The organism is Pedobacter sp. (assembly GCF_046462515.1).
In the GTDB taxonomy this organism is placed as follows: domain Bacteria; phylum Bacteroidota; class Bacteroidia; order Sphingobacteriales; family Sphingobacteriaceae; genus Pedobacter.
The window spans coordinates 240046-262670 of sequence record NZ_JBKGVD010000006.1 but is presented as its reverse complement, the minus strand read 5'-3'; the positions used below and the strand labels follow the sequence as shown (position 1 = coordinate 262670).

Below are 22625 nucleotides of genomic sequence, written 5' to 3'. Positions count from 1 at the left end.
GGGAATTTTAGTTATTGGGAGGAAAGTTCCTAATGATAAAATTAAAAGTAATGATTATTCTTTAATAGTTTAAGCGTATAAACACGTGATATTTATCCTACAAAGCAGGTAACAAAAAAGGGGCTTATAGCCCCTAATTGTTTTGCAGTTTTATAAAGATTTCATTCTTTTACCTTTTCTTCTGCCATATGTTTACGAAGCTTGGTAACATCAACGTCAATCAGATCATAAATACCTGATGGAGCTGCTGCTTCAAGCTTTCCATCTGTAAATTTGTCATCAAATTGCTGTCCTTTATTGAAATTTTTCAAGATCTCTTTTTTAGTAAACCTTTTAAGCTTCATAAAGAGCACAACATCATTTGCCCAATCAACACTAAAAGCTTGTTTATCTTTCCACTTTACCTCAAAATTTGCATTTGCTTCCACATTTAATTCCGTCCCTTGTATCCCTATTTTCGGTACATTAACATCAACCACTAATTCGCCTCCTTTAGCGCTTGATTGAAAAACCAGTGCCTTATCGCAAGTATAAACAGATGTTACGATATAATGGTTATCCCAATCAAAATCATGTACAACATTCAAAAGATTATTCTTCAACGCTATAAGATTCTCAATCCTACTTTCGGTTGGTTTTACGGCAAATAATAAAATTGAACCTTCCTTAGCAAAATTGAACTGAACGGTACCTTTAGTTACATTTGGTACATTTGCATTTACTTTACTGGAAAGCGTCACCTGATTTTGTGAAACGAAGTTATACGATGCGCTTGATGGATAATCTTTAACTGTTAAGTCGAAGTTGAACATAGCATCGCCAATTAAATTACCGACGACCGTAAATGAACCAACAGGATCATTGATTCCCCAAAAATCTGATCCAAATGATAAAATAGCTCCCGGTCTTATCTTGGTGTCTGGCAGATAAACCGGAACATAATCAAACTTATTGATTATGGACTTTGAGTAATGTTTTCCTAAATTCATAGTACTTATATTTTGGTTAAATTTATGCACTTAACGAACTGAAAATCAAACAGCAATATACACTAAACTCCAAAATAAAAACACCGTAAAAATACCTGTTTATCAACAAGAAAAACACCCAACATAAAAAGAGCCGGATTTTAAACCCGGCTCCTTTAAACTACTTACTGGCTAATAGTTTTAATTTCTCGCTCAACTCGTTTAAGCCAGCTTTGCTTAAACAATCGTTGGCAAGCGTTTTAAGTTCTTCTAAGTCGCCATGGGATAAGCTGTCCAACAATCCCGTCTTATCTTCGGCCTTGGCCGCAATACCCAATTCTATAACTTGGTTTAACAGCAGTACATTCTTTCTGCTCATCCTTAAATCAATCTTCACGGCTTCGCCCATACCCGGTATGCTCAAAATCGTATCAAACACTTTTGCCACATCGTTCACGTTCATACTTCACTTGTTTTAATACATTTCACAATACCATAAAATTAAGCATTTAAAGCTTTGGCACCCTAATCAAAATTTGCGTAGGGTATTTATATATTTTTAATCTAACTCTCGTTGTTCGTTTACTCTCGCTTCTATAAACTCCGCTTTCTTGTTATTTTTGTTCACTAAACCAGTTAACCAATTTACTCCCTGTTTAAAATTACTCTCTTTAGCAAAATATTTTTCATAGATTAAATATGAACCAATCATTACAACTATTATATATCTTCCCCAATCATATTCACCTAACCATTGTTCCCATTTATCTTCAATTTTAAAAATTCCATAAGCCACGGCAATATACATACATGCACAAATAAATACAGCTAACAAAGCACATTTTCTGCCATGATTAAAATGGTGGTTCCATTCACTTTCAGCAATTTCAGTATAATGCTGTTTCTTCTCTTGAGCAAGCTGCAATTGTCTTTGCTCCTCCTCTTTACGCTTATATTCTGAAAGTTCTTTGCTAACATCTATAAACTCCGTTTCCTTACGTTCGTATTCTTCTAATTTAATGCTAAGTTCATTGATTACTCCATCCTTACGCTTATTTTCACTTTTAATATGATCACTTTCATTTTTAACATACTCAATAAATTTATCATCAGCCAAGAAACTTAACGTATCATCAATATTGTATTCCGTTACTAATTCTGGTGCATTAGTTTTAGATCGAAGCTCAATATTCAAATGAATCATTTCTGCTTTCGTCAACTTCCCTGATTTAAATTCACTAACTGCATCCTCATATCTCTTAGCTATGTTATTGTTTGTATATGCACTAATTACTATCCTTGCTTTATTAATCAAATCGAAAGATTTTGGAATACGGCTATCTTGATGTTTGAAACCCTTTTTTAACTTAAACCAAAACCTTGAAATAATGAAATCTATATCCTTTGCAAATGCAATATCTTTGCTTTGAAACTTTACAGAATGTCTATGAGCTAAATATTTTGAAGTTGAATTTTCGGTTAAGTAGATTACACTAATTTTTTCAAACGGAACATTGTTTACTCCTCTCCTTCTATAATTTATCTTACTAAAGATATTTAACTGTGAATAACAAAAGTTAGGTTCAAATGGACGTTTTGCTCTTTGAGCCTCTTTTTCCAACTCATTAATAATTTGTTGATCTACCACATTGTACTGACTGTGTTTAGCAGGATCATAATCAATATCAAACTCATGGATACCTAAACTTTCCAGATTTAAGAAAAACTTAATTTGTTTAGCTTTTACGTCACTTATACTCTTTGCATTCTTAACTATTTCCTCCATTGCATTTTTTGTAGGAAGTAAGGTTTCTTTTCCTGCAACAATGCTTTCAGCTTTATAAAACATCTTTTTAACATCGGATGCAGCTTCAGGCAAGTAATATAATTTGATTTTTTTATCGCGATTTTTACCTGTCGGTTTATTTGCTTGGTTAATTTCCTTTACAAGCGTATAGAAATCCAAAAAAATTTCCTTGAATAACTCGCCATTGTAACCAAGTGCATGAAATAAATGCTCCGGTGCAAGGAATATATCTAAATCCGTCTCCCATTTCCCTAACTCATTTAAATTTGCTGTATATGATACACCTTGATATAAAATAATACCTTCACGAATAGAATTTAAATTACAAGTAAAATCACTATTACCACTGTTACTGATAATGAAAGCGCTTATCAGATCCGAATACTCGTCCTGATGACCATTGTCCATTGTAAACTGACTGAAGTTTTCAAAAATCTTACTCTTCTCTTCTATATTTAATTCTTTACCTTTTTTTTCAGAGATGTAATTATAAAGACTATTAAGCAATGCATTATTTACTTGGTTAACTTCACGCAGTTCTTTTTCAACCTTTTCAAAATCTTCTCGCAGGGATTGATCAAATGTGAACGTATTATAATTCTTTATATACTTTCCTTCAAATTTCACTTTTATTGTGGTCTTGATTACCGAATCAAGAATTTCGAAATCATATACATTTTTTAAAATTTCCTTTAATTCTTGTGATGTATAAATAAGTTTACCTTCATAAATAATGGCCCCTCTAATGAAGTCAGCAAGAATATCGTACATGTTATTATAGCCTTCATGGTCGTAAAGGTGTCTAAAGAGTGCTACCGAGGCTAATAGGTTGTTTGTTTTCATTTAATTGAGCTTTAAAATAAATTATATGGAATAAAATTGAATGCGAATAAAAGTTAAGGGGCAGCAACCAAATAATTCGCATCCTGTAATCGCTAAAATATTAAAAAAAAAATTCGCACAACCATTTGCGATATTATTGTTAATAAATTACGCACATATCAACATTAAAAGTCATCTTCAACAAGATTTTTATCACAAATAGCCATCAATATTTATAGATCAAAAAATCTCGCTAAAAAAAGCACACATTTCTGTGTGCTTTTGACTTTTGAATTATTCAATCAATGCAAATAGTACCTAATATTTTATGCCAACTATTTATTTCTTTACCCATTATTTACCCATTGCCACTTCATTCTGTGGCATAAATTTTACCTTCTTTTTCTTTACGTGACCAAAGTTATCTTTTACCGAAACCTCAAAAAAATGTTCGGTATCACTGTATGAGGTGTACCTTAATGTAAAGTTTCTATCGTTAAGATGATAGCCGATATTTTGACCTAAAAAATTATCTTCCATATCTTGTAGGATTCCGGTTCCCATGTACTGGATATGACTTACCGTATATTGGGTACTTGGCTCCTGACCTTGCGGCACGATACGAAAGTGTAGGTCAACGGAACCATACTTAGCAATGATTGATGTTGTCCCTTCCAATATCAGTTCAAAATCAAACCCGGTAACAATTGGCGCCGTTTGCGGCTTATAGATGCTCAACTCGTTTTTGTTACAGCCCAAAATTGCAAAACTGATGAATAAGGCTAATCCAAATAGTAAATTTTTCATTGTTTTTATCCTCCTGCTATTTAATTAAAAATCTTGTTCCGATACCTACCTGTCCGTTGAACTTATCCAATGATCCGAACAGTATGCGCTCCCTGCCCGTGGCAAAGATGATCAGCTTATCGCTCGGGAAAAACTCCACTTCCAATGTTGCCGCGCCCCCATAAATAAAATGATCCTGGTTAAGAAGGATGGCTTTATCGTACAGTAAATGCCTGCCCCAATTTATGCGCTCGTAACCGGCCAGTGCGCTCGCTCCTGCCGAGATGACCAGGTTCTGCTTACAATCGAACACCAAAGGGAAATAATGGCCTACCTCCCCGGTAAACTGTGCCAGTTTTAGAGAACTGTCCTTGTAGTCGTATTTTTTATGGTAGTACTCGCCACCGGCCACCCATTTGCTATCGATACCAGTATAGAGGTTTGCGGTCAGTCCGGCAAAATAGGCCGAGTTCTGGTACTTGCTAAAGAAATACCCATTGGCCAGTCCACTCCTTAATTCAATGGCAAGTTGCCCCTTTTCAAAACGCTGCGCCCATGCAACGTTTACCACCAGCATAAATGCCAGCGTAACGTAAAACATCACTCTTTTCATTTGATTTTATTTAATAGTTAAATCTTTGAGGTTGTCTAACTTTGTTGTGGTCTCTGATTTTTAGGCACTCTATTTTGTACCAACTGAAACCGGCTTGCAGAAAATTCCGGTCGTAGATTTTTAAGCTCATCCCCTCCCTCCTTATTTTATCGTTTGCACTTTAGCTTTTGCAAAAAACAAAATTAGCTTTCCGTTTTGAAACTATCCTAATCAAAATTTGCGGAGGGTTCCCGTATAGGAATGAAAACGATAAATAGTTACTTTTGATAAAACCAAACGCTATGCCATGAATGCAGATCATATCCACGAAATTTTTGAAAACTATATAAAAACACCTGACACGCAGTACGCCTTACTTATAAATGGTGCTTGGGGAAGTGGTAAGACACATTTTTTAAAAGAAAATTTATTTCCTTTGATAAGATCAAATGAACTTAAACCTATCTACATTTCTTTAAATGGCATAAGCAAAATTGAAAATTTAGAATACCAGATGCTGTTAGGGCTCATACCCTATCTTTCTAATGAGAATAAAGCTATTAACTCTTTTACAAAAGTTTTTGGTAATGCCGCAAATGCAGTCACAAAATTCTTTACCAGAACAAGCATATCAGACGTTTTTAAGGGTATAGCAATCGATCATATCTCTTATAAGGATAAGGTAATCTGTTTCGATGATCTTGAACGCTGTCAGATACCCATTGTAGAGGTGTTAGGCTTTATCAATAACCTTGTTGAGCATAAGTCGTCAAAGGTTCTTTTTCTCGCAGATGAGAACAGACTGGAAAGTGATAGCTATAATAAATCAAAGGAAAAAGTAATCCGTCATACCTTAACATTTGAACCTTCACTGGCAGAGGTTTTTCCTGCCCTTGCTGCAAAGTACAAAAATATAAATGGGTATTATTATGATTTCTTAATTAGTGAACAGAACACGTTCATAAGCTTCTTTGAAGAATATAAGGAAAACAATTTCCGTAACATTTCTTTTATCCTTGATTGCTTGGAGCGGGCATTTCCGCATATCTCCAATACTGCCAGAGAATATCAGATAGAAACCGTTTTGCTCATGGTTATTCTAACCATAGAACTAAAAAATGGCAGGCTCACTTCTTCCGACTATAAGGATAAAAAAGACCTCGACAAGATTAATCACAGCTTTGACATTCTTTTAAAAGATAAGATATTTAAAAATAAAAAGGAAAAAAAAGAAACATTGGAACTGACTTATGCTGAAACAGTTGTAAATTTTTATCTTCAGGGAACAAGGCTTGGTCAATATTACTTTTATGATGCGATATATGTTTTCGTCCTTTCGGGCTACCTTGATGCAGGGCATTTCGATAGAGAACTTGAACAGAGAAGACAAAAAGCTGTTCCAAAGGAAGTACTGGACTTCCAGATGGTAGTCAATCACCAATTTAGGAGACTGCCCCAGGAGCTTTTTAATGAGCTATCTCACAAGGTCTGGAAAAATGCAGTAAAAGGAATCTATAATATCTATGACTATGTCCATCTGGCAAATTTTTACTATTTCTTTGCCAAATATTCCCTAATAGAACTAAGCCAGAAAGACGTTAAAAAAGGATTATTGGCCGGATTGGAAATTGCAAGCCAACGTCGAGAGTTCGACGATTACCAAATGTCCAATCATCTGGCTTTCGAAAGTGAGGAGTTAGTACAGGAATTCAAGATGGAAGTATCAAAAGTTCATCTTAAAATAAAGGTGAGTAACTATAAAACACTAAGCGACCAGATAATTTCTGCACTGGTAACCAATAACGAGAATTCGTTCAATAGGATTATAGCTCAACTCAAAAAACAGTTGGACATTCAACCCTTTGCCGCAATTGATAAACATAAGTTTGCAGATGCAATACTTGGAGCTTCAAACAATCTTCTGTATGAGTTCAGAATGTTTCTACCCAAACGTTATCATGTGACGGATGTGCATGAATATTTGTCGAACGAAAAAGAATGTTTTGAACATCTCAAAAATGAAATCAAGAAGTACCTGTCAAATCCCGATCAGCACCAGCAGACCAAAAATCTTCTTCTTAAAGAACTATTGATAGAAGTAAACAAAACGCTCAATAGCCTCGAAAATAAACGGATGGCAACGCCTAGATAACCATTGACCCTACTCAAAATTTGCGTAGGTAGTGCTTTTTATTTTCAACCTCCCTAACTTCGTAGTTCCGTAAATGTTGAACGATTAGATGAAGAAGGGTTATGGATTTACAAAACAACAGGGTAACGATTGCCCAGGCCAAGGAAATAGATATGGTTCAATATCTTGCCGCGCAGGGGCATGAACCAACTAAGATAAGAGGGAACGACCATTGGTACCTCTCTCCTTTACGCGATGAAAAATCAGCTTCCTTCAAGGTAAATGCGAAGCACAATATCTGGTATGATCACGGCATGGGCAAAGGCGGAAATCTCATCGATTTCGGAACCCTCTACTTCAACTGCTCAGTATCAGATTTTCTAAAAACTTTAGCAGGCTCTTTATCTTTTCAGCCGCTACCAAAGAGCAACAGAAAAGTCATGCCGGATGCCCCAAAGATTATCATCGAAAAGGTTGGCGAACTGACCTCCCCTGCCCTTTTAAAATACCTCCGTGAAAGAGGGATTGACACTGATATGGCAACCTTGTTTTGTAAACAGGTGGCATACAGTTTTGATGACAAAAAATATTACGGCATCGGCTTTAAAAACAACTCCGGTGGGTGGGAAATCCGCAACCGTTTTTATAAGACCAGCAGCACCCCAAAAGACTTTACGATAATCAAAAATGGGAGTGAAAATATTACCGTCTTTGAAGGCTACATGGACTTTCTTTCCTTCATCGGTAACAACTGGGATAGCCACCTGCAAAGCGACTACCTCGTATTAAATTCCCTGTCATTTTTCGACCGGGCTTTACCTGGTATGAAAGGCTATGCCACCAAGCATCTTTACCTCGATAACGATGATAGTGGCCGCAAGGCAACCGTACAAGCATTAGCCATTGATAAAACCTTTGTTGACAATAGCAACCTTTACAAAGGCTTTAAAGACTACAATGATTGGCATCTCCGTAGGGAAAATCCAACCCTTCAGAGCAAGCCAAAACCTCCAAAACACCGCCGAAGCCCGTAAAGCGCCCTTAACCTCAAAGCAATCTTTAAACTTTAAAGGAACTGTAAAATTTAGCAGAAAACCTCAGGAGTTTGCCACGTACCTGCAAACGGCAAGATGTCCGGTTGTATCACAACCGATTTTTTAAGCCCTTTTACTCGGAACTCGTGGGCTTTGCCGATTTAACCTAAAAATGATGTTTGAACGAACGAAATGAATTTGTGAAGATGGAAGTACAAACAAAAACAAGATGGCTTCATGTAAGGCTCTCCGCAGCAGAATATCAATTATTACATGATAACTTTAAGAAAACGACTTGCCGAAAATTAAGTGAGTATGCACGAAACATACTTTTTCAAAGGCCGATGATCAAAGCCTACCGAGATAGGTCGCTTGATGATTTTATGGGCGAAATGATGCGCCTGCGAACAGAACTTAACCATTTGGGAAACAACTTTAATCAGGCTGTAAAAAAGTTGCATACCGCTAATGTTGATGCCGATTACAGGAACTGGCTTCGGACCTTCGAGATAGAGAAGCATACCCTGAACAATAAGATCGAACAGATCAACGGGAACATTCAAAAATTTGCCGAAAGATGGTTGCAATAATCAAGACGGGACACTCGATCCATCGTATTTTCAATTACAATGAGAACAAGGTCAAGGAGGGCGTGGCCGAATGTATCGGTCATGGAAATTACCCTTTTGATGTCGCTAAGATGTCAGTGGATATGAAGCTCAACAGGCTGCTTAGACAAGTGGAATTGAACCCCAACTGCAAGCGGAACAGCGTGCACATTTCATTAAACTTTGATCCTTCGGAAAACCATCTGGACAATGAAAAACTAATGCAGATAGCAGATAGCTATATGGTTAAGATTGGTTTTGCAGATCAGCCTTATTTGGTGTACCGCCATTATGATGCAGGGCATCCGCATATACATATCGTTTCGATAAAAATTGAACCGAACGGTAAGCGGATAGATATGCAGAACATCGGTCGTAACCAATCCGAAACAGCAAGGAAAACTATTGAAAAAGAACACGGTCTGGTGGAGGCAGAACAGCAAAAAAAACTTCCGTTCCACTCGCTACGTCCGGTCGATGCAAAGGTCGTTGACTATGGCCAGACAGAAACAAAAAAGGCCATTCAGAACGTTCTGGAAAACGTCCTTGAAAAATACCGCTATGCGAGCCTGCCAGAACTTAATGCGATACTAAATCTGTACAATATTCACGCCGATAGAGGGGTTGAAAATTCAAAGATATTTGAACGAGGAGGGCTACTTTATAGGGTACTCGACAAGGAGCGCAAACCAATTGGAACGCCCATTAAGGCAAGCCTTTTTTACAACAGTCCAACCCTTGCATTTTTGGAGAAACGATTTGAGCAGAACCGGTACAAAAGCACTACCTCAAAGGTCAGAGTTAAGAACGTTCTGGATCGTATTTTATCCGGAAAGCCTAATACGATTGAAGGCTTTTGCAAGCTACTAAAAAAACAAGGGATTGATACTGTTCTGCGGCATAACGAACAGGGTATCCTATACGGAATTACCTATATAGACCACACCACAAAAACGGTTTTCAACGGTAGCCTGTTGGGTAAGGATTACTCCGCAAAAGCGATCTTGGAACATTGTCAGGATAAACAGTTGCAACCTCAATTATTACCCGAAATCGCAACCGAACCGCAACCGCAGCAACAGTTTCAGGTTAACACAGAGCACGGTGGTATAAAACCTGTGGCGTTCGCTGAAAGCGACATCAAGAATGAGGATAATACCGGCGATATAGTGCAAACACTCTTTGATACCGAACACACCTCCGATTATATACCGAACCAGCTTAAAAAGAAAAAAAGACGAAAAAAAAGAAAAGGAAACCAGAACACTAACAACAGTTAAGTTTTACGCCTACCAGGGTAACCTCCAAACATCGCAAAAAAAGAAGTTAAAGACGGGGATATAGCAGGATAGCTGATCCCGTCCATTTATCAACTTAAATCAAAACAGTCATGCAAAAAAAAATTACTGGAGTTATTCTCCGGCAGTCGATCTATGGCCATAACTGCCGAGAAGATTGGCTATGAAACTTTTTCTATCGATTGGGTAAACTTCAATGAAGAAATGGATCTGGTCATCGACATCGAGTACCTGAAAACAGAAGATGTTCCCTTTGTTCCTGATGTAGTATGGGCCTCGCCAGATTGCACCACGTACAGTATAGCCGCGATCAGCACCCATAGAAATGGAACGCTCCCAAAAAGTGATTATGCAAAGAAATGCGACCGCGTGAACATGCACGTACTCGAACTGATATCCCAGTGGCTCGTATTAAATCCGGAACTCAAATTCTTCATCGAAAACCCGCGCGGGATGCTGCGAAAGATGCCTTTCATGCAGGGGCTTGACAGGCACACCATCTGGTATTGCCAGTATGGGGATGACCGTGCAAAACCAACGGACATCTGGACCAATAGCAAAGATTGGATACCACGACCGGTATGCCGGAATGGAAACAGGGACTGCCACCACCAACCGGCTCCAAGAGGTTCAAAAACAGGTACGCAAGGGAGAAAGAACTCCTACCTGCGATCCGTAATTCCACAGGAACTATGCTATGAAATATTGAACACGATTAAATAAAAAACTATGGCACATCAAACAGGCGAAAACGAACAGGCATTACGGAAGATACTGGACATGACCAGGCTGATCAGCATCGTGATACTGGTTATACACTATTATTTTTTCTGCTACGCCGCTTTTCAGAAATGGGGACTTATCAGTCCCCTATCTGATAAGATACTCGGAAACATATTTAAGACGGGGCTGCTCGATAATTTTTATAAATCAAAACTGATCGCACTCGGTTTCCTTGCAATTTCCCTGCTTGGCGCACAGGGCAAAAAAGACCAGAAGCTCAACCACAAAACAGCTTTTGCATATCTATTCTGCGGATTGCTGGTTTACTTTATTAGTTACTTTTCATTGTATATAAGCACGGAGGTTATGCTAACGGCAGTGGTCTATATTATATTGACTACCACAGGTTATCTGCTTATCCTTTCGGGAGGCACGCTCCTATCAAGGATCATCAAGAGCCAGTTCAATAACGGTGATATTTTCAACGCCGAAGCCGAAACCTTCCCACAGGAAGAACGGCTGATTGAAAACGAGCTATCTATTAATCTACCTGCCCGGTACAGATTGAAGAACAAGTACCGCCCTTCGTGGGTTAATATAATTTCGCCCGTTCGCGCAACGATAGTATCAGGTAGCCCCGGAGCCGGAAAATCGGCATTTGTAATCCGGCACTTTATTACCCAGGCATTAGCGAAACCTGATCCCTACACCCTCTTTGTCTATGACTTTAAGTTTCCGGATCTATCGCTCATTGCGTACAATCATTGGTTAAAGAATAAACATAGGTACAAAAATAAATCGGAATGTATTTTCATCAATTTTGATGATCTTTCGCGCTCTCATAGAGGTAATGTTTTCGATCCGCTTGGTATGACTGACATCACTGATGCGACCGAAAGTGCGCGAACTATATTGCTCGGATTAAATCGTGAATGGCAGAAAAAGACCGGGGAATTTTTCGTTGAAAGTGCCATTAATTTTGTCACTGCGATTATCTGGTTTTTAAGAAAATATCAGGATGGTTTGTTCTGCACCCTTCCCCACGTAATCGAGTTAATTCAATTGCCCTATGACGACCTGTTTACGCTGCTCCGGACTGAAAAGGAAATCGAGGTATTGATCAACCCATTTGTAAACGCTTATCTCAATGATGTGATGGAGCAATTGGAAGGACAGATTGCTTCAGCTAAAATAGCACTTGCAAGACTGGCATCTCCCCAACTTTATTACGTACTATCGGGAAATGATTTTACCATCGACCTTAATAATCCGGAAAACCCGAAGGTCATCTGTATGGGAAATAATCCTCAAAAAATCCAGACCTACGGGGCGGTGCTCTCACTCTACGTCAACCGTATGCTAAAGGTTGTAAACCAGAAGAACAAATTGAAATGTATGCTCGTATTCGATGAATTTCCAACCTTAACGACAGACATCATTCCAACGATCGTGACCGGAAGAAGTAATTTGATTTCTGTTTGTCTTGGCATTCAGGATGCCAGTCAGTTGAGAAAGGATTACGGCCGGGAACAGGCTGATGTGATACTCAATACCGTGGGTAATATTGTATCAGGTCAGGTTACCGGGGATAGTGCCAAACAACTTTCGGAACGTATCGGTAAGATCATGCAGGAACGTGAAAGTTTATCGATCAATAGTGGCGATACTTCGATCAGTAAGAGCCTTCAGTTGGAATACGCCGTACCTTCTTCGAAAATCTCCGCATTGAGTTCCGGGGAGTTTGTGGGTATGGTAGCCGATACCCCAAGCCAGAAGATAGACCTGAAAGCTTTCCATTGTCAGATCCAAAATGATTTTGATGCTATACAGAAAGAGGAAAATAACTATGAGCCTATACCTGTTATCAGGCAGGTAGATATGAAGATGGTTCAACAGAATTATTTGCAGATAAAACAGGACGTACAGGACATCATTAACCACGAAATAAACAGGATGTCAAACGATCCCGCGCAGGTACATTTGATTATAAGGAAGTAGATAAAACTAAAAACAAAGTATTATGAAAAAAAGAACCACCCACAAAGTCGAGGAGTTGACCAAAAACAAAATCGAAACTATCGATCAGGCACGTAGGTTTATATCGGAATGCTTCCATGAACTGAAGCTGAATTTTCATCCCGATACACCCTTTGAAGATTATAGGACATCACAAGGTAAAGCTCGCTTTAACGAACAGGAACAGCAGCTGTTGGAACGTTCTTTAGATGATTGTTTAAACGTATGCGAACGCGAGAAAGCAGATATTTACAAAGTCTGCCTGGAAGAATGGCGAAAAAAACCACGGCAAAGGCTAAGGATGTAAAGTTGGTTAGCCGTAAAAGTAAAAAAGACAGGGCATTTCATGCCCTGTCCAAACCATTTTTGAGTAATAATACCTAAAAACTCTGAACTATTTACTGTATAGCTATAAAACATCTATTAACTATAACTAACAATAGACCATTTGTGAGGACTTAACAACCCGGTAGTTTTTAATAAAATCAGTTTTTTATTTTTTATCATTTAAATGATAAAAAGACATCTTACTTCTTTTCATGTCTTCAAAAAATAAAATTTTATCTCCCTCTATTTTATCCAAATAAATAAGATTTTTTATATCTCCAATCATTTCGATATTCAAGGTTTCTAGATTTATCTTACATAATCTAAACCCTGAAATACAGAATTTCCTTATAAAAAATGGTATATATAATTTTTTATTATCGTGTAATATTGGTCCTCCAAATTTATAAGAGGATATCTCCTTACCGTCTATAGAAATTGTACCAACTTCAGGTCCCCCCTGAGATATTTCTATTAAATTCGAATAGACAAGTCGATAATTTCCAATTATTTTATTAATTGAAAAATCAATAGGTGTTTCTGAATTTATCATCTCGAAAACGTTTTTGTTGTTATAATAAATCCGCGCTATCAAGAACTACTATATTAGATTTAAACTTTCCAAAATAGGGTGTATTGAATCCTCATTTAATTCAACACTCTTTAAAATAGATATAACTTTATCGATATCTTTTTCTTTTACTGCTTTATCAAATTCTTCAATTTGACCACTTACGTAAAGTCTTTCATTTACAGTCATTCCTAAATATTTATTTTCCATATTCTAAAATTGTGGATTTACTCCTGATACTCTATTTATTTTAACATTTTTAGGGTCTATTATTAATTCAGGTAGACCTCCTTTATTTCCATCTAATGGTAGAGCAGCACGTGTTTTGATAATATTTTTATTTTTCACAGTTCCTTCAAGCACAAATTGCCCTGTATTTGTAGCTCCACTAGCACCACCTGATGGTAAACCCGCTGCATCTCTAAAATTTCATTATCCAGTCCGCGATAATAAATCGATAGCGACTGTTGGAACTTTTCTTCCCTATAAAACTCCAATAATCTCTCTTGCACGGATCGGTTAGGCATAAAACATCTGTTGACATTATACAATAGTCATCCTATGGTCGTTCTGACCATATTCAATAATCATAAAATTTTGGAAAGATATTGCAGCATAGCACTCATGCTGCAATATCATAAGGGAGAAAACTAAGAAAACTAACTACGGAAAAATCCTAGGTAAATTCCGATTAATCAATATGTAAGTTGCGTTTTGTGTATTCGATATTTTTATTGAACAGATTTTCAAGCAACTCCTTATCAGCTATAATCGACTTTAAATATTCCATTTGTTCCAGAATTTTACCAATCCATGCTATTGATAAATTTTCCTTACGTAAAGTACTTATAAAATTGTCTATAATCATTTCAGCATCGACGTTCTGGCTATAGATAGCTGAATAGACTAGTGCCTCAATCATTCGTAAATTTTTACCAGAATTCTCGAAATGATCATAAAACTTCTTAACACTATCTACTTGTTCAAAAAAGTTATCATTTTCATTAACCATTAATGCATGTAATTCAGCGAGCTCTTCTTTCGACGAGTTAATCCCTTTCAATTTCCACAATTTATCATTTAACCTTCTTCCAAAGCTTAAACTAATACTATCATTAGGAACGTACAAAGGCTGAATAAAAGACCAAACATACAATGAATCGTTTTCATTTTTTGACTTCTCAAAACAAAATCCTATCAGAAAATCTAAGGCTGGTATTTTATAGAAAATACTCTCCTTAAGCTTGAAGTTATCACCAATATTTTTAAAATTGGTATTAACCGTTTTCTTTAAATCTGAGTTTGTCATCGCTGTGATTTTATCTCCTTAACAGGTGATTTTTTGTTTATCAATTATTCCTATTTCTAACTTAAGAACTCTTCCATTCATTGAATCGTTTTGTAATTATTGCTCTACCCTACTGTAGTTATCCCAGCTATCTTCAACATGAAATAATGTTTCATAGTTATCAAAAACTTCAGCATAATCGTCTATATATTGACCATAATTATCACCATTGGCATAATAGAAACTAGCAAATTTGTTGCCTTCTTCATTTAAATCCTCTGGCCAAAATTTACTATCACATTCTTTGATTAAAAAATCCAAACCAGTAATAGTCCTATTTTTAACCTTTTCTATGGCCTCTAATGAATTTACCAAATGAAATTCTCCGATAAGATTATTATTAATAATCCATGAAAGAAACATACCTATATGAGTACCCCCATTTTTATTTGGTAGTCCTTTAGGAAAGTTATTCGATGTGTGCCAGTCTATTCTGTCGTAAGTCATATAATAGAATTGTATTTGATTCTCAATTTTAAACAAAATGTCGAATTTTCATTTCTTATCCTAATAGGATTAAGGAACTACATTTCTAACAATGTTCTATCCTCCCACACATCAACATAATTACCATTCTCCGCAATTAAAATACGAGATGCTGGTGGAAGACCGAGGTAGGGCAATATCAAGGGGCACCAGCTATCTAAATGGACTACATGGAGAGGCTGAAAAAAATCATCTGCGTCTGAATACTCGCCAGCCCATATATACCATCCAGTAGTATCTTCAGTACCTTGGTATCTTAAAGCATGTATAGGCTGTACGTTATCCTTAACATTACTGGAAATCCCAACTTTAAGATTCAAATCGGATGCTTCAAACTCGAAGCCATACTTATCGCAGATTTCTCTTTGCTTTCTGATTAACTCTGTTTGTTGACCTTTCATTTATTTTTTAAACTTTTATACGTTAAAATAAATAATATTATTTACTTGTTCTTTCTTGAATTATTGCCTTCATTTCTTTCGAATACTTACTCATTTGCGCTCCTTGTTGTGCTGAACATGTAGTGCATTGAGGCTGAACTGCATCTAACGACCGCATGTGGTCTAAATCAATACCACCTGTTTCATAATGTTCTTTCACTAATGGAAGCTTATGATCGGCAACCATTGGAATCGTCGTTTCTCCACAATCAACACATGCTTTTCCCTGCACGTACTCCCTCTGTTTCACTGTTGTCGCATTGCTCGGACGTTTATAAATTTCATTAGTTATCGGAGCTTTTAAAGAGGATACTTCGCTAGTTTCTACTGTTGCAATTGCAGTTGCTCTTGGTGATCCTGGTTTAACCGCCATTTTAGCCGTCGCAGCAGATACTGCAACAACTGCTGTTAAACTACCAATAGCCTCCATATCACCCTTGGCCGCATTTTTAACCGTGCTCGCAATACCTGGCAAGCCAGACTCATTGAGCATAGCTCTCGCACCGCCTTTTACGCCACCTGTATATGTACTTACTCCAACTCTGTTAGCTACATCAAACAATTTACCTGTAGGACCTAATCGTAAGTCATTGGCTAATGCCCTACCCATACCGGATATAGTATTGGTAAATCCGTTTACAAAACGTTGGACTTTACCCATCCATGCAGGATAAGGCCACATTCCATCTGGGTCTACAAAATAAACAGGATTGTTAAAAGCGTACGAGTAAGGAGACCATCTACGACCTTGCTCTGCAAGTGGATCAATGTTCATCCATCGACCAATTGCTGGCTCATAATTCCTAGCACCAAAGTCATAAATATTAATACCTAAATCATCCTGTAACTCTTTACCATGGTGCTTATATTTATAGAAATTGGTTGGCGTCCTTGTACCCTCCTGAACCAATTCAGCACGATAATACGAAGGACCACTTTCACTAGGTACAAAAACGTAAGATTGGTTATTGTAGGATTTATGTGGCTCTCCGAAAGGATAAAAATGATTTTCAGTGATTGCCTGTACTATTCCTGCCTTATCATCCCATGCCCAGCTACTACGAATATTACCAACATTATCTACATAATTGAATACATAATTAAAGAACGTATTTTCGGTTACATTAACATAACCTTCCGCATGTGGGAAAAACTTTAAGGACTGCGCTACATATTGAAAGCCCTGTTGGTAATCCGTTAATGTAATATTACCAGACGTAACTACACTTTTCTGTACTTTACCACCTCCGGCATTGTAAAGATACATAATTTTGTTTCCATCACTGAAGATAATTTCTGTAGGTAAGTTTAAATGATTATAGACGATATTAGTTATCGATTTATTTTCATCTTTGATCATATTACCATTTGCATCATAGGTATAATCATCATAAGTGTTTCCATAACCATTATCCTTAAATCCTTCCGGATTGTTGGTTGCATCTTCTACTCGAAGTAGTTTATTCCCATTATAGGTGTAGGTTAGATCGTCGATTTCTATAGGAAACAATGGATTATCAAGATTTCCATTTCGTTTTAAACTTGTAATGTTTCCGTTTTTATCATATTTAACCTCTTCATCATAAGACCTTGGAACCGGAACATTACTGACCGGTTTTTGGTAGTATGCTTTTCGTAGTCTGTTTAAAGGATCGTATTTATAACCGTACTTTCTGATTTGATTATCTGTTGATGACAACCAATAGGTTTCTGCAATATTTCCATTGTACAACGGTTTGACTTCACCGTTTACACTCGATCCCGAATAAACAATGCGAGCTGTTTCAGTTTCCGTTACCTGATTGTAATTGATCTTAAAGCCGAACAAATCACCACTTTCTAATTGGAACTCGGCAGTTCCCAGTGGTGCATTGTTGTTAATATCGGTTAACCAGCCCCGGATGTTATAGCGATAATCTACTTTTTGTAATCCTACAGCTCCGGTTATATCATTTCCGCCAACATTTTTAGAGACAAGCTGTCCTAATTCATCATAGGTATTTTTAGCAAGCAATTGCTCGGCTCCGCCATTAATCTTATGCTTGTGTAACAGCAAGCGATCTTCTTCAGTATAACTGTAGGTATCTACTACATTTAGTTCCGTTGCACTGCTGTTTAGCTTATGATACGTTTGGGTATATTGCACCTTTCCGCTAAAATCCAGCTTACTATCCACTCGGTGATAGCCCCCCAGATGATTTGTTGTATACGCACGGATCGGACGGTATTTCGGATCGTATAGGGTATAGCTTTGCTCGTTTAAGGTTTCCGATGCAGTGGTTAAAACGCGTACCCAACTTCCGGTCGGTTGCCCGGTTACCGAAGTAGCTACCGTTTGCCCTTCGACAAGCGATGGCGGTGTAACTGCATTTACATACTTATAATCATCATAATAACTTACAGTAAGTAATTTCATCCCACTAGTCGGGATTACCCGGTTGGTATAACTAATCGCAACATTATCAACCGTTTCCGTAACATTCACTTTAAGTCGTTCTTCCGATAAATTAAAGGCCGTATTGTATTGCCCTTGCAGGCTTGCCCGTGTAGCATTGCTCTGTAACCATCCGGTATAAACAGCCCTGTCTAATGCATCGTATTTGGTGATCAAATAACCGGTTTGCGAACCACCAAAAGGCGATAATACTGGCCCGGTGGCCACCACACGGTCAATCTTATCATATACGATAAACTCCCATTGTTTACCCGGTAGCTTCTTTTCGACCATACGATTACGGGAATCGTATTTATACTGGTAACACAAATCGTCCAACTGTGAAACCGGATTGGTCACTAATGGCGGAATGACATAGGTCAGATTTCCGTAGATATCATAAACATAATAAGTATCATGTGCTTCATTATTATAGGTACGCTTTAAAACCACACGACCATTTTTATCGGTAAACTCCTCGGTCGTATTATTGGTTCCCGAAGTCCAGTTCTCATCCTTGGTTACTGTTTTATACAAACGGTTTGCGGCATAATAGCCCTTATCCTGTAACTGTATCGTGTAAACACCATTGGCATTATCCCAGGTAGTTGCGGCAAAATAGTTTTTGACTTCATTGGCACTATTGGTCTGATAGTCCATTTTTATGGTATGGTCGGTATCAGCATTCGGGTTGACCTGCCAATCCGTACCTGGTGCGCCTTGTTTTAAGGTACGCGCCAATGGCGAGAGTTCTACTATTTTTTCGCTAAACGGATATTGTCCGCTGTATTGCGAATAACTTAAAGTGGCCGACTGCGCTCCAGTCTGGTAACTCATATCGTTGGTCGTGGCCGGATACGGCAGGTATTCTTTTAACTGACGCCCTAAATCGTATTCGATATGGGTGATCAGATCTTTTCCAGATCCGGATTGTTTGTTTCTATTTTGCTGTACTGGTCGACCTAAACCATCGTAGTAGGTCACGGTCGAAGCCGGTCGGCCGCTATTGATTTCCCGATAGGTGGTTTTCTTAGTCCAGTTTTGCGTATTGGTTTGTGCCACCATTAAAACCGGCGCACACATCAAGGCTATAAGTAATTTTTTCATACTGCTGGTTTTAGTTGGTTCGGTAATTGTTGTCGTACTCTTCGATAGTATTGCCGTCATGGTCTTTTATGCGTTTTAAACGCATTAGACTATCATACTCATAATACGTATTCCGACAATTGGTGTCCAGTGTTCGCGTTAATAAAAAGGTCGTAGCATCATAGTAATAATACGTCACAATAGACCCGGGAAAGGTTTGACTTATGGTACAAGGACCTCCCGGTATTGGTTCCGGTAGCGTCACTTCCTCATTTCCGTCAACGGGATCAGCTGGGGCATAGTTTTCAATTGTAAGCGTTACCTGATTACGACTGTTGTATTGGTAATAGGTAGGGGCACCATCCTTAAGCCGTACTTGCACCATGTTTCCATACGCATCGTATTTTTCGATCAGGATACGGTCTTCCAAAGCGCCGCTTCCCTTTGAAAAACGCACTAGCTCCGGTAAAATCCGGTTCGGATTGTTGTTCCAGCTTTTATAATACGTTATTTTGGTTCCGGTCAATGGCGGAATTCCATTAGCAAGTCCGTAGAAAGTTCGAACCGTAATCGGCTCCGATACTTTATTTAATTCAACTAATTTGTTCAGGGCTGCGATCTGTGCAGGTGTAGCATCTGGTACCAAATTGGTCTGATCGGCATACGTGTAATGCACGCGGCTTACCATCCCGTCTTCACTTGTGGTGGTTACAATCATGGTCGGTAAACCGATCAGCCCATCATACCAATAGTCAGTTGTAGTGGACAAATAAGCATCCTGGGTATTGTCAGGATTCACTGTATACAATACCGGTGTGGTAAAGTCATAGGCTTTCTCTTTGACTAACTGTACTTTTCGAGATAACAGTTGGTATTTACGAAGGTCAAAGTTGGTAATTCCACTTTGTTTGAACAAACAGTTAAAGTAGGCATATCCTCCGATAACACCAGTGATGTTCGCCTGATCTTCATAACGGTATTGCCAGTTTTTTTGGCGAACCTTATACAAGATGCTGCCGCGTTTTGTCAGGTCAATCTCTTCCAGTAAGGTGCCCTGGTAAATATCCCCGGCATTTCCTTTATAGCTGGCGCGTTCCTGTTGAAAAACACTCTGATGTATCGGCCATATATCCTGATTGATTCCCAGAACGGAGTTATTAAAGCGTTTGTATTTTCCACCCAGTTCAAAGTTATCGCCACCATAGCTGATCAGTACGTGCTCGTAGTTACGCTCCAGTTCGCTAATTGGGGTAAGCGGATTGGACGAAAACGTTCTAAAGTTGATCTCAAACTGTTGCTTTTGTTCCAGTGGCGCTTCGCCACCTCCATTACAACATTTGGTCAATTGCCAATCGGTAATATACTCGTGGTTCTTTTTAAAGGTTACCAAATCCAATGGGTTTTTAAAATAATCTTCCATGGAAGTATAGTAGTACCGTTTTACAAAAGCCTGCTCACTTGCGGCTGTATAATCCGTTGTACGCTTAACCCGTAACTTTCCGTCGTCTATTAGTTTGGTTCCTTTGCGATAGGTAAAATAAAGTTGGGCATCAAACTGAGTCGTGGATAACTGGTAGTTGTTATATAACTGAAAAGCATATTGATGGTCTTTTACAATATCAAAAGTAAATTCCTTTGAAAAATCATACCTACCGGTTCCAATCTCCTGATTGCCATCCGGCATTCGGAAGGTAATCTCTTGTATAGTGTTTGCAGACAAATCCGAAATTTTCAACACAATAACATCGGTATGTCCCATCTGACTAGTCGAAAGGACATTGATAATCCCTTTAATCGTCTGGTTTTCAAAAGCACCGGTAAAGCCAAAGGTTCCATCTGGATTTTGGTATAAATCTCCTGTAATAGCACCGTTTACCGATGTTTTGTTTACCGGGTTTCTCGCGGTATTGTTACGCCAGATATCCATTGTAAGGCCATCCGTAACATAGTCTTTGGATTTTTCCATTTCGTATTCAAATTCCGAATACCCTCCGGTCGGATAAATAATTTTCTTTAGTGCTCCTTTTACCGCGCTGGCAAAATCGGAACTTCTATCGGCCAGATTCGGATAGTAATTATGGAAGTACAAATCGTTGTTTTGTGGCAAGGCTGTCGAATTAAACGTTTTACCGTTATAATATCCTAATGCATCGCGCGCCGAACTCGTCCGGGTTGGTAATGCTAACGGATCATCGTATTCCATAGTATATTGTTCGTATTTACGTCCGTGGCCATAGTTATTGTTTTTATTGAACTCGACTTTGGTCAGAAAAAAACGCTCTGAAAAGGTTGGTAAACCCGGAAACAGATAGGTTAAGTTGATCGTATTGACCACTGTGGCTCCCTGTTTGATCTCAATACTGTTTAACACTTTTCGATAATGTAATGAAGAACCATTGGTACTGTTAAACGTAATTTCGGAGCCAGCTCCTTTTATCTTGGTTAAAGTCTTTCCATTAGCGGTAATCGTATTATTAACGGTGGTAGTATGATCCTGTTCAACCGTTGGCGGTCGAACACAGTCGCGGGTACTGGTATCGAATTCATACACTTTAACAGTCAGGCTTTCCACCTGATCCATACGGATCGTTTTGTTTACCGAATCCGAGTCGTATTCCAACATAATGGTTCCACTTTCCGGATGATCAATTCGGGTCAGATAATAGGCCGTTGGCACATAGGGGTTATCCATACGCGTCCCAACAAAGGTGGTTTCGGTGGCAGTAGCACCTCCAAAATAATATTTGATGCCTTCCGGGGTGATCAGACGAAATTCCTGCGACTGGCGGAAACGAATCTTATTATCGGGATCACTTCCCATTATTTCAATTTTAAGGTTGCTATCCGCTTTAGTCAGACGTGGCACAAAATCCACATCAAAGAAGAAGCTACCGGAATAGCCCGGAAAATTAAAATAAAACTGATCAGGCTTCACATCCCATATCCTGCGTAGCTTCGCAAAAATCCGGTTTAACCATATGGCATGAGAGGAACCGTTATACAAACCGGCCGGATCAATCATTTCGGCCGTCAGCCTTCCTTCCAGATAATCGGCTTCATCGGGTTTATCGTTTACCGTTCGGGTGATCACCCCTCCGGCACTAAGTGTCCAGTTAATTCCCGTCCAGGTGGCCGGTTGGCTTACTTT

General features: G+C 38.3%; 20 protein-coding genes. 7 read left to right on the top strand and 13 right to left on the bottom strand.

Annotated features, from left to right (window positions below):
• Nucleotides 1-161: 161 nt before the first annotated feature.
• The 5 genes from ACLHG9_RS06905 to ACLHG9_RS06885 form a co-directional block, all read right to left on the bottom strand.
• The gene (locus tag ACLHG9_RS06905; protein WP_410220764.1) at nt 162-989 is read right to left on the bottom strand and encodes a hypothetical protein; all 828 of its coding nucleotides are present in this window, start codon (nt 987-989) and stop codon (nt 162-164) included.
• A gap of 160 nt (nt 990-1149) precedes the next feature.
• Entirely contained in the window at nt 1150-1431 is a 282-nt protein-coding gene (locus ACLHG9_RS06900) for a hypothetical protein (RefSeq protein WP_410220763.1), read from the bottom strand.
• Between the two features lie 96 nt (nt 1432-1527).
• Nucleotides 1528-3618 (bottom strand): hypothetical protein, encoded by a 2091-nt coding sequence (locus tag ACLHG9_RS06895; protein WP_410220762.1) that lies wholly within the window; start codon nt 3616-3618, stop codon nt 1528-1530.
• Between the two features lie 333 nt (nt 3619-3951).
• Nucleotides 3952-4404: a TraQ conjugal transfer family protein gene (locus ACLHG9_RS06890; protein ID WP_410220761.1), complete on the bottom strand. Its 453-nt coding sequence runs from the start codon at nt 4402-4404 to the stop codon at nt 3952-3954.
• Between the two features lie 16 nt (nt 4405-4420).
• Complete coding sequence (locus tag ACLHG9_RS06885; protein ID WP_410220760.1) at nt 4421-4996, bottom strand: conjugal transfer protein TraO; 576 nt, start codon at nt 4994-4996, stop codon at nt 4421-4423.
• A gap of 286 nt (nt 4997-5282) precedes the next feature.
• On the opposite strand from ACLHG9_RS06885, the gene ACLHG9_RS06880 reads away from it, so the two are divergent.
• From ACLHG9_RS06880 to ACLHG9_RS06850, 7 genes are all read left to right on the top strand, one after another.
• Complete coding sequence (locus tag ACLHG9_RS06880; RefSeq protein WP_410220759.1) at nt 5283-7127, top strand: P-loop NTPase fold protein; 1845 nt, start codon at nt 5283-5285, stop codon at nt 7125-7127.
• A gap of 101 nt (nt 7128-7228) precedes the next feature.
• Nucleotides 7229-8140 carry a toprim domain-containing protein gene (locus ACLHG9_RS06875; RefSeq protein WP_410220758.1) on the top strand — a complete coding sequence of 304 codons (912 nt, stop codon included), beginning with the start codon at nt 7229-7231 and terminating at the stop codon, nt 8138-8140.
• 206 nt (nt 8141-8346) lie between these two features.
• Entirely contained in the window at nt 8347-8730 is a 384-nt protein-coding gene (locus ACLHG9_RS06870; protein WP_410220757.1) for a plasmid mobilization protein, read from the top strand.
• The gene (locus ACLHG9_RS06865; RefSeq protein WP_410220756.1) at nt 8718-10028 is read left to right on the top strand and encodes a relaxase/mobilization nuclease domain-containing protein; all 1311 of its coding nucleotides are present in this window, start codon (nt 8718-8720) and stop codon (nt 10026-10028) included. Before ACLHG9_RS06870 ends, ACLHG9_RS06865 begins: the two co-directional genes overlap by 13 nt.
• Nucleotides 10029-10181: 153 nt before the next feature.
• On the top strand, nt 10182-10769 hold the full coding sequence (locus ACLHG9_RS06860) for a DNA cytosine methyltransferase (protein ID WP_410220755.1): 588 nt from the start codon (nt 10182-10184) through the stop codon (nt 10767-10769).
• Between the two features lie 6 nt (nt 10770-10775).
• Nucleotides 10776-12767, top strand: a complete 1992-nt coding sequence (mobC, locus tag ACLHG9_RS06855; RefSeq protein WP_410220754.1) for a conjugal transfer protein MobC — start codon at nt 10776-10778, stop codon at nt 12765-12767.
• A 22-nt stretch (nt 12768-12789) separates the two neighbouring features.
• A complete protein-coding gene (locus ACLHG9_RS06850; protein ID WP_410220753.1) occupies nt 12790-13092 on the top strand; it encodes a hypothetical protein in 303 nt (100 codons plus the stop codon).
• A gap of 186 nt (nt 13093-13278) precedes the next feature.
• Here the strand turns inward: ACLHG9_RS06850 and ACLHG9_RS06845 are convergent, their stop codons facing one another.
• The 8 genes from ACLHG9_RS06845 to ACLHG9_RS06810 form a co-directional block, all read right to left on the bottom strand.
• On the bottom strand, nt 13279-13665 hold the full coding sequence (locus ACLHG9_RS06845) for a hypothetical protein (protein WP_410220752.1): 387 nt from the start codon (nt 13663-13665) through the stop codon (nt 13279-13281).
• Nucleotides 13666-13713: 48 nt separating this feature from the next.
• A complete protein-coding gene (locus ACLHG9_RS06840) occupies nt 13714-13893 on the bottom strand; it encodes a hypothetical protein (protein ID WP_410220751.1) in 180 nt (59 codons plus the stop codon).
• 3 nt (nt 13894-13896) lie between these two features.
• On the bottom strand, nt 13897-14046 hold the full coding sequence (locus ACLHG9_RS06835) for a hypothetical protein (RefSeq protein WP_410220750.1): 150 nt from the start codon (nt 14044-14046) through the stop codon (nt 13897-13899).
• A gap of 328 nt (nt 14047-14374) precedes the next feature.
• Nucleotides 14375-14992, bottom strand: coding sequence for a hypothetical protein (locus ACLHG9_RS06830; RefSeq protein WP_410220749.1), 618 nt, complete (start codon nt 14990-14992; stop codon nt 14375-14377).
• Nucleotides 14993-15088: 96 nt separating this feature from the next.
• Nucleotides 15089-15478 (bottom strand): hypothetical protein, encoded by a 390-nt coding sequence (locus tag ACLHG9_RS06825; RefSeq protein WP_410220748.1) that lies wholly within the window; start codon nt 15476-15478, stop codon nt 15089-15091.
• A 77-nt stretch (nt 15479-15555) separates the two neighbouring features.
• Nucleotides 15556-15918: a hypothetical protein gene (locus ACLHG9_RS06820; protein ID WP_410220747.1), complete on the bottom strand. Its 363-nt coding sequence runs from the start codon at nt 15916-15918 to the stop codon at nt 15556-15558.
• 37 nt (nt 15919-15955) lie between these two features.
• Nucleotides 15956-19498: a DUF6443 domain-containing protein gene (locus tag ACLHG9_RS06815; protein ID WP_410220746.1), complete on the bottom strand. Its 3543-nt coding sequence runs from the start codon at nt 19496-19498 to the stop codon at nt 15956-15958.
• Between the two features lie 10 nt (nt 19499-19508).
• Nucleotides 19509-22568, bottom strand: a complete 3060-nt coding sequence (locus tag ACLHG9_RS06810) for a hypothetical protein (protein WP_410220745.1) — start codon at nt 22566-22568, stop codon at nt 19509-19511.
• Nucleotides 22569-22625 lie beyond the last annotated feature (57 nt).

Coding starts and splice junctions, on each gene's coding strand:
- ACLHG9_RS06875 (WP_410220758.1), top strand. CDS start 7,229: ATGGATTTACAAAACAACAGGGTAACGATTGCCCAGGCCAAGGAAATA.
- ACLHG9_RS06840 (WP_410220751.1), bottom strand. CDS start 13,893: ATGGAAAATAAATATTTAGGAATGACTGTAAATGAAAGACTTTACGTA.
- ACLHG9_RS06890 (WP_410220761.1), bottom strand. CDS start 4,404: ATGAAAAATTTACTATTTGGATTAGCCTTATTCATCAGTTTTGCAATT.
- ACLHG9_RS06820 (WP_410220747.1), bottom strand. CDS start 15,918: ATGAAAGGTCAACAAACAGAGTTAATCAGAAAGCAAAGAGAAATCTGC.
- ACLHG9_RS06865 (WP_410220756.1), top strand. CDS start 8,718: ATGGTTGCAATAATCAAGACGGGACACTCGATCCATCGTATTTTCAAT.
- mobC (WP_410220754.1), top strand. CDS start 10,776: ATGGCACATCAAACAGGCGAAAACGAACAGGCATTACGGAAGATACTG.
- ACLHG9_RS06825 (WP_410220748.1), bottom strand. CDS start 15,478: ATGACTTACGACAGAATAGACTGGCACACATCGAATAACTTTCCTAAA.
- ACLHG9_RS06815 (WP_410220746.1), bottom strand. CDS start 19,498: ATGAAAAAATTACTTATAGCCTTGATGTGTGCGCCGGTTTTAATGGTG.
- ACLHG9_RS06900 (WP_410220763.1), bottom strand. CDS start 1,431: ATGAACGTGAACGATGTGGCAAAAGTGTTTGATACGATTTTGAGCATA.
- ACLHG9_RS06845 (WP_410220752.1), bottom strand. CDS start 13,665: ATGATAAATTCAGAAACACCTATTGATTTTTCAATTAATAAAATAATT.
- ACLHG9_RS06885 (WP_410220760.1), bottom strand. CDS start 4,996: ATGAAAAGAGTGATGTTTTACGTTACGCTGGCATTTATGCTGGTGGTA.
- ACLHG9_RS06870 (WP_410220757.1), top strand. CDS start 8,347: ATGGAAGTACAAACAAAAACAAGATGGCTTCATGTAAGGCTCTCCGCA.
- ACLHG9_RS06905 (WP_410220764.1), bottom strand. CDS start 989: ATGAATTTAGGAAAACATTACTCAAAGTCCATAATCAATAAGTTTGAT.
- ACLHG9_RS06895 (WP_410220762.1), bottom strand. CDS start 3,618: ATGAAAACAAACAACCTATTAGCCTCGGTAGCACTCTTTAGACACCTT.
- ACLHG9_RS06880 (WP_410220759.1), top strand. CDS start 5,283: ATGAATGCAGATCATATCCACGAAATTTTTGAAAACTATATAAAAACA.
- ACLHG9_RS06830 (WP_410220749.1), bottom strand. CDS start 14,992: ATGACAAACTCAGATTTAAAGAAAACGGTTAATACCAATTTTAAAAAT.
- ACLHG9_RS06850 (WP_410220753.1), top strand. CDS start 12,790: ATGAAAAAAAGAACCACCCACAAAGTCGAGGAGTTGACCAAAAACAAA.
- ACLHG9_RS06860 (WP_410220755.1), top strand. CDS start 10,182: ATGGCCATAACTGCCGAGAAGATTGGCTATGAAACTTTTTCTATCGAT.